Genomic DNA, 7,029 nt, shown 5'->3' with positions numbered 1-7,029 from the left:
CTGGTCGGTGTAGCGCTGGCAGCTCAGCGACGCTGCGACGAATGCCTCGGCCACCGCATTGTCGCGGTCCTGCTCGTGAATGCCGTATTCGTCGTTAAAAAAGATGCCCGCGGCGCCGGTCTCCTTGGCGACGCTCAGCAGTGCCTGCGGCGCGTCCGTAAAGCGCTTGTGTTTCAGTATCCTCAACGGAATCCCGAGGTCCTCGAGGTTGCACTGCAGCGCCTTGAGGTTGCGCAGCCAGAAATCGATCTTGACCGCCGCGTCGTCATGCTCTTGCCAGGTTTGTGGGGTCAGCAGGCATACCGCGATTACCTCACCCTTGTCCCGAGCATGCCACAGCGCATGGTTGTCATGCACACGCAGATCATTGCGCAGCCAGTACAATTGCGTGGCACTCATGATGATGCTCCCAGGTGCTCCGCTAACACCGCATAGGCGAGCGTGGCGCGTTCGGGCAGGACGTGGATGTCGAGCCGGTTCAGCTCCTCCGCATGGATTGTGGCGGCAGGACCTGCCATCATCAGCATTCCCGGCAGGTTGAGGCCCAGTCGTGGCAGTTGCCTGCGTAGCTGCACGGCAGGCAATGCCTGACTGCTGAACAGGACCAGGGCGATCGGCCGGCGCTGATCACTGAACAGGGACAGTTCGCTGGCGGGTAGATCCCACTCCAGCATATCCACCCTATAACCGTCGGCACTGACCATCAGCGCCAGCAACCAGAGCCCCATCTCGCAATGCTCGTCCGACAGACTGGCAAGAACGACCGGCCCAGATTTTGCGGTGGCGTTCGCACGTTCTAGGGTTGCGGCGAGCTTGGTACGCAGCCAGCTGTTGCAGAACACCTCCTCCAATTGACTGCCGAACTGCCCCTGCCAGCGTTGCTGCAATTGCAGCAGTACTGGTTCCAGCAGGTTGATGCATAACTCCGCGGTGTTGTAGAGCCGGAAGGCGCGGTCAATCTGCTGGTTCAGCAGGGCGACGTCGAAGGTGATGACCGCTTCGAGGAAGGTCTGCCGCAAGGCTCCCCACGGCGAGGAGAGATCGTTCTGCATCGCAATGGGGGTATCCAGGAGCGGTTTAACCTGGCTGACGGTCACGCCGCGGCTGAGCCAGAGCAGGATTTCCTGTATCTGCCGAATGTTCGCCTCGGTGTAAAGCCGGTGGCCCTTCTCCGTGCGATGGGGGGTGATCAGACCATAGCGGCGCTCCCATGCGCGCAGGGTTACAGGGTTGACACCGGTGACCCGGCAAACCTCGCGGATTGGAAGCATCTCGCCCGCGATCATGCGCGTGCCCTTGCATGAGGGAGGATCGCGGTGGAAGCGGGTAAGCAGGATGTCACGTACATGGCATATTTTCCTTATACAGTGTTTAAGGTCTGTATAGGAATAAGTGTACATAACTTCCAGTTTTGTACAAGTATTTGTGACTATCTGTATATCAGCGCCAGCCCGCCAGCCATTGCGTGGAGTCCTGCAGTTGCTGCCAGGGCAGTATTTCAGTGCGCCTGGTCAGCACCGCTTCAATTTCAACTGCTACAACATTGTCTTCGTCGTCGCGCTGGCATTCGATCACCAGGAAATGTTTCTCCCGGTTCAGTGGGTTCGCCGCTGTCCACTTGGAAAGAAGCAATTTTTGCGGGTTTATTCGGTTCACTTGCGACCCATCAGGGTCTGGGCGGCCTGGCGACCACTCAGCCAGGCATTTTCTATCCGTCCTCCCAGGCACCAGTCACCACACACGTACAGCCCCTTCTCCGGCGCTGCGAGGGCTCCCCAGTTACAGGTGTCTGCGGATCGCGCATACAGCCAGCGGTGCGCATGCTCAAAGACCGGCTCGGGCAGATCGATACCCAGCACCTCGGCAAGCTCGGCGCGCAGCTGTTTGCCCACCTCAGCCTTGTCGGTATCAAGGTTGCCCATGGCCCAGCGGGGGTTGGATTGCAGGACCCAGCTATCGAGCCCCTGTCGGCCTGGCTTGCTGCTGTTGCGCGAGATCCAGTCCAGCCCGCCGACCCTGACGAAGCAGGCTTCGACTGCGGTGTTCAATGGCTCGGCGAAAGCCAGTGCCAGCGTCCATCCGGGCAGCATCTCTACCTGGGAGGCAGCTTGTTCCAGGTGTCCGGAGGCGGTCAGAAGGGGCACCGCTTGTGGAGCGGGGGTTGCCACTACCACGCGGTCGAACGGGCCGTGCACGGCACCTGCATCATCTACCAGCTCCCAGCGGTCGTCGTCGCTCTGCTGCAGTCTTTCGATACGCGTCTTGCTCACCATGTCGAGACCTTCCAATAACCCGCGCGACAGACTGGTCATGCGGGGAGAGCCCACGTAGCGCTGCTGGTCGTCAGACGATTCAAAAAGCTCATCTTCGTTGCGTACGAACAGTCGTGGTGACCATTCTGCAACCCAGCCACGATCGATCCAGGTTTGCAAAGCGCTGCGGAAATGCGGATCACGGGCAGTGAAATATTGCGCACCCATGTCCAGGTTGCCCGATTCGGTGCGTTTGCTGCTCATGCGCCCGCCACTGCCGCGGCTCTTGTCGAAAATAACCGTCTTGTGGCCCGCCTCGGTAAGCGCCCTAGCGGCGCTGAGCCCGGCCATGCCGGCACCGATGATTGCAATATCGAACGTCTGAGTCATGAAATGAGGTCTCGATCAATGGATACGTCTGTCAAGTCTATGTCGATCAACCCGACTCTACAACATAACTTGTACATTAGTGATCTCTTGTATAGCATCCTGTCTTGTCTCTGCGCTGGCGCAGTCAGTCCGCCTGATACACCCTGAGCGTGTCGACCCGTCGCCACTGGGCTATGGTCTAGTCAGTAGACCGGATAGTCTGCATATTGTCCCTCCTGGTTCGGCGTGCGAACGACGGGGCGGCGGGAAACCTTACCGATTTGGCATGAGGGTCCAGACAATGCATGTATTGATCACAGGCGGTACCGGATTGATTGGCAGTGCCCTGAGCAAGCAGCTTACGGCCGATGGCCACCAGGTCTCGGTGCTAAGCCGTCAACCCGCCAAGGTCGCCGGAATCTGTGGTGCCTCGGTGCGTGGAGTGGGCAAGCTGACCGAACTCGACGGCGAGACAATCGACGCAGTAGTCAATCTGGCCGGCGCACCAATAGCAGACAGACCCTGGACCAAAAAACGCAAGCAGGTATTGTGGGACAGCCGCGTCACGCTGACCGAAGAGCTGGTGGCCTGGCTGGGGCAGCAGACAGTGAAGCCCAGCGTGCTGGTGAGCGGATCGGCTGTGGGCTGGTACGGCGATGGCGGTTCGACGCCGCTGACAGAGGATAGTGCCTCACACCATGAATACACGCATACGCTGTGCGACGCCTGGGAATCGGCGGCCAGGCGGGCAAGCTCCCATGGTATCCGCGTCTGCCTGCTGCGCACCGGACTGGTGCTGGCCAGTGGAGGCGGCTTTTTGCAGCGCATGTTGCCGCCATTCAAGCTGGGTCTGGGTGGTCCGATCGGCTCCGGTAGGCAATATATGCCCTGGGTGCATCGGGCCGATATGATCGGCATTATAATGCTGCTGCTGCAAAATCCCGATTGCAAGGGGCCGTTCAATGCCAACGCGCCCAATCCGGTGACCAATCGCGAATTCGTCAAGACGCTAGGCAAGGTGCTCGGTCGCCCCGCAGTGATCCCGCTACCTGCGCCGGTTTTGAAACTCGCTCTGGGAGAAATGTCCCGGTTGCTGCTGACCGGGCAGAATGCGGTACCGGAAAAAGTTCAGCAAATAGGCTATCAGTTTCACTTTGCGCACCTGGAAGCGGCCCTAGCCGATGTAGTTAAAACCTGAAGGAGTAGTCTGTAAATGTCTGATCGCGCGGTATTGCTTGCCAATCTCGGTTCCCCCGCCAGCACCGATGTGGCTGATGTGCGCCGTTACCTCAATCAGTTCCTGATGGATCCCTATGTGGTCGATCTGCCCTGGCCAGCGCGCCGACTGCTGGTGGGTCTGATCCTGCTGTTACGGCCGAAAAAATCCGCTGAAGCCTATGCTTCCATCTGGTGGGCCGAAGGTTCGCCGCTGGTGGTAATAAGCCGACGGGTCCAGCAGGCCCTGCAGGCCAGGTTGGATATGCCGGTGGAGCTGGCGATGCGTTACGGTCAGCCGTCCATCGAACGTGGTTTACTGGCGCTGGCAGCCAAGCCGGGTATCCGCGAGGTGCTTTTCATGCCGCAGTATCCGCAGCATGCTGACAGCACGACGACAACCTCGATCAAGGAAGCCCAGAGAGTTGTTGCCGAGCACAAGCTCGACATCAAATTGACTATTGTTCCCGCATTTCACAACAAGGCGGGTTACATGGACGCGTTGGTCGCCAGCGCCCAGCCCCACCTTGAGCAGGGCTTCGATCATCTGCTGTTTAGTTACCACGGGTTGCCGGAACGCCATCTGCGCAAGGCAGACCCGACGGGGTCACATTGCCTGGCGTTCCCCGACTGCTGTGATCGTCCCTCGCCGGCGCATGCCACCTGCTATCGGGCCCAGTGCGTATCAGTAACACGTGAATTTACCGCGCGAATGGGGCTGCGTGACGATCAATGGTCGCTGGCTTTCCAGTCACGTCTGGGCAAGGACAAATGGATCGAGCCCTATACCGAGACACGTATCGACGAGCTGGCGGCCCAGGGCGTCAAGCGTCTGCTGGTGATGTGTCCGGCGTTTGTTTCCGATTGCATCGAGACGCTCGAGGAAATCGGCGATCGCGGCCGCGAGCAGTTTATCGAAGCGGGCGGCGAGGAGCTGGTCCTGGTGCCCTGCCTGAACGATCATCCGCAGTGGATTGAAACCCTGGCTAACTGGTGCGAGAACGAGCCAGTGCAGGCCTGATCGGGCTCAATGTGGCCGGGCACTCAGCCCGAGCCACTCGGAGAGAGCCAAATGCAATCCCAGACCAATCAGCACCGCTCCCATCAGGCGATCAAACCAGTGGCCCGTGCGCACGAATGCGGCACGCACTCGCGCGTGACTGAACATCACGGCAACCAGGCAGAACCATGCCGCGGTCGCCACGGCCAGATAGACGCCATAGCCGGCCTGGACCGCAATCGGGGTTTGCGGACTGATAACCACGGTAAACAACGACAGAAAGAACAACGTTGCCTTCGGATTAAGGCCGTTGGTGACAAACCCATTGGCGAATGCCTTGCCCGCGGGCATGTTTTGCACTGCGGGGAGCACCGCGGGACCGGCCTGCATGGGTTTGCTGCGTAAAGCGCGCAGACCGAGGTAGACAAGATAGGCGGCAGCGGCCATCTTCAGGACATTGAACAACCAGACCGACTGGGAAATGATCAGGCCGATCCCGAGCAGCGAATAACCCACGTGCAGGCAGATCCCGCAGCCCACGCCGACGGCGGTCACCAGCCCGACCCTGCGGCCCGCGCTCACACTGTTGCGTATCACCACCGCAAAATCCGGTCCGGGGCTCATCACTGCGAACAGATGGGCTACAGCTACGAGCAGAAATTCGCTTAGATAATCCATCCATGCGTCCCCGAAAAATGGGTATTTTACCCCATCCCGCGCGTCTCCCGGTATTCTCCAGTGGCGATGAATCGGATGTCTTGCCAGGGTTGTGCGCAACTTCTATCTCACCTGGCGGGGTGATGTGACCGGCTGCCGACACGCGCTAAGCTCCCAGGTCTGCACACGCTTCAGTGAGGCAAGCGTCCGACCTCAGGGAGATGGTCATGCTGGAAAATCGGTTTGCACGGCAGATCGCAAGCAGATTGCCCGCGCCGAGTCTTGCGGGCTTTCTTGCCGGTGTCCGCCGGAACAATCAGCGCGGAGTCACACTGCTGGAGGTAATGGTTGCCGTGCTGATCCTGGCCGTCGGCGTACTTGGCGCTGCCTCCCTCCAGCTCAATGCAATCCGATACAGCGCCAGCGCGGGTCATACCACCCAGGCTACTCTTGCCGCCCGCGACATGCTGGATCGCATGCGGGCCAATCCATCCGTGCTCGCCAGCTATGCAACCGCATCTGTCGCCGGAACCTGTGCGCCGAGTTCCGGCGGTGCGACTATTGTCTCGCAGGATATGGCGGACTTTACCCGGTCGGTGACCTGTCAGTTGCCCTCGGCCAACGCCAGTATCGTGGTAAACGGCGGCCAGGCGACTGTTTCTATTGCCTGGTCCGAAGCCAGAACGGTTGCCGGCGGTGGCACCACCACCCTGGCCGTGTCGTCGGTGATCAGATGAGCAGGGTGCTCAGGTCAGCCCAGCGCGCATTCGGGCTGGTAGAGCTGCTCATCGCGCTGACGCTGGGTCTGGTTCTGGTATTGGGGGTGGTGCAGGTATTTGTCGCCAGCAAGCAGACCTTCGTTGTGCAACGTACTGCGGCCGGTCTGAACGAGGATGCTCGTTACGTCATCAGCCGCCTGAGTCGGGAGCTGCGCATGGTCAACATGTTCGGTTGCGTTGACTTGAACCGGTTGCCGGCAAGCATCCGCGGCAGCGTACCCGTGGCGTTCGACAACTCCATTGCTTATACCACCAGTGCCGGCACCGGCATTCTCAAGCTGATATCTGCGGTGCCCAATCATGACAGCTTTATCGCTCAGCAAAGCCGCAGCCCGGGTGATTACGGCGCCAAGTGGCTGATCGCTACCAATTGTCGCGACACCGATGACCTGCGCATATCAGCCGGTGGACCCATTGTTGTGCGCCCCGGCGACATCGTCATCCCGCTGCGCCAGCTGGAATACCGTTTCAGCAGGAACGCCATTCAGCTGCGCAGCAACGACGCCGGCAACTTTCAAACGCTGATCGACAACGTCGCGGACCTTGAGGTGCGCTTTGGTCTTGCCGCCAGCACAGCGGATGCTGAAGTAAGCGGGAGCTACGTCTCCGCGGTGGCTGTCGCCGATGCGGCACGTATTCGCAGCGTAAACCTGCAATGGTTGCTCAGTGACAATCCATCCGCGCCGGACAGCGGCAGCGTCAAGGCGCAGGAATTCAGACAGGTGGTGGCAATTCGTAACAGAATCGACTAAATGCA

Annotated in this window: 9 protein-coding genes; 4 read left to right on the top strand and 5 right to left on the bottom strand. The window is 59.9% G+C overall.

Annotated features, from left to right (window positions below):
• The 4 genes from ABYA88_RS03005 to ABYA88_RS02990 form a co-directional block, all read right to left on the bottom strand.
• The coding region (locus tag ABYA88_RS03005) for a deoxyribodipyrimidine photo-lyase (protein ID WP_373185399.1) at window positions 1-399 on the bottom strand (399 nt) is incomplete at its 3' end.
• Window positions 396-1,286, bottom strand: coding sequence for a MerR family transcriptional regulator (locus ABYA88_RS03000; RefSeq protein WP_373185397.1), 891 nt, complete (start codon window positions 1,284-1,286; stop codon window positions 396-398). The genes ABYA88_RS03000 and ABYA88_RS03005, both read right to left, overlap by 4 nt.
• A gap of 154 nt (window positions 1,287-1,440) precedes the next feature.
• On the bottom strand, window positions 1,441-1,656 hold the full coding sequence (locus ABYA88_RS02995) for a TIGR02450 family Trp-rich protein (protein WP_373185396.1): 216 nt from the start codon (window positions 1,654-1,656) through the stop codon (window positions 1,441-1,443).
• On the bottom strand, window positions 1,653-2,642 hold the full coding sequence (locus ABYA88_RS02990; protein ID WP_373185394.1) for an NAD(P)/FAD-dependent oxidoreductase: 990 nt from the start codon (window positions 2,640-2,642) through the stop codon (window positions 1,653-1,655). The genes ABYA88_RS02995 and ABYA88_RS02990 overlap by 4 nt, the downstream gene beginning before the upstream one ends.
• A 280-nt stretch (window positions 2,643-2,922) precedes the next feature.
• Between ABYA88_RS02990 and ABYA88_RS02985 the strand changes: the two genes are divergently transcribed.
• The gene (locus tag ABYA88_RS02985) at window positions 2,923-3,819 is read left to right on the top strand and encodes a TIGR01777 family oxidoreductase (RefSeq protein ID WP_373185392.1); all 897 of its coding nucleotides are present in this window, start codon (window positions 2,923-2,925) and stop codon (window positions 3,817-3,819) included.
• Between the two features lie 15 nt (window positions 3,820-3,834).
• The gene (gene hemH / locus ABYA88_RS02980; RefSeq protein ID WP_373185390.1) at window positions 3,835-4,857 is read left to right on the top strand and encodes a ferrochelatase; all 1,023 of its coding nucleotides are present in this window, start codon (window positions 3,835-3,837) and stop codon (window positions 4,855-4,857) included.
• 6 nt (window positions 4,858-4,863) lie between these two features.
• Here the strand turns inward: hemH and ABYA88_RS02975 are convergent, their stop codons facing one another.
• On the bottom strand, window positions 4,864-5,514 hold the full coding sequence (locus ABYA88_RS02975; RefSeq protein WP_373185388.1) for a LysE family transporter: 651 nt from the start codon (window positions 5,512-5,514) through the stop codon (window positions 4,864-4,866).
• 206 nt (window positions 5,515-5,720) lie between these two features.
• Between ABYA88_RS02975 and pilV the strand changes: the two genes are divergently transcribed.
• Window positions 5,721-6,230, top strand: a complete 510-nt coding sequence (gene pilV / locus ABYA88_RS02970) for a type IV pilus modification protein PilV (protein WP_373185386.1) — start codon at window positions 5,721-5,723, stop codon at window positions 6,228-6,230.
• Complete coding sequence (locus ABYA88_RS02965; RefSeq protein WP_373185384.1) at window positions 6,227-7,024, top strand: PilW family protein; 798 nt, start codon at window positions 6,227-6,229, stop codon at window positions 7,022-7,024. Before pilV ends, ABYA88_RS02965 begins: the two co-directional genes overlap by 4 nt.
• The last annotated feature ends 5 nt before the right edge of the window (window positions 7,025-7,029 follow it).

Source organism: Halopseudomonas sp. (assembly GCF_041579695.1).
Taxonomy (GTDB): domain Bacteria; phylum Pseudomonadota; class Gammaproteobacteria; order Pseudomonadales; family Pseudomonadaceae; genus Halopseudomonas.
This window is presented reverse-complemented; position numbering and strand designations above follow the sequence as displayed.

Bases quoted from the DNA above. Each gene is read 5' to 3' on its own strand.
- ABYA88_RS03000 (WP_373185397.1), bottom strand. From the start codon at position 1,286: ATGATCGCGGGCGAGATGCTTCCAATCCGCGAGGTTTGCCGGGTCACC.
- ABYA88_RS02990 (WP_373185394.1), bottom strand. From the start codon at position 2,642: ATGACTCAGACGTTCGATATTGCAATCATCGGTGCCGGCATGGCCGGG.
- ABYA88_RS02985 (WP_373185392.1), top strand. From the start codon at position 2,923: ATGCATGTATTGATCACAGGCGGTACCGGATTGATTGGCAGTGCCCTG.
- hemH (WP_373185390.1), top strand. From the start codon at position 3,835: ATGTCTGATCGCGCGGTATTGCTTGCCAATCTCGGTTCCCCCGCCAGC.
- ABYA88_RS02975 (WP_373185388.1), bottom strand. From the start codon at position 5,514: ATGGATTATCTAAGCGAATTTCTGCTCGTAGCTGTAGCCCATCTGTTC.
- pilV (WP_373185386.1), top strand. From the start codon at position 5,721: ATGCTGGAAAATCGGTTTGCACGGCAGATCGCAAGCAGATTGCCCGCG.
- ABYA88_RS02965 (WP_373185384.1), top strand. From the start codon at position 6,227: ATGAGCAGGGTGCTCAGGTCAGCCCAGCGCGCATTCGGGCTGGTAGAG.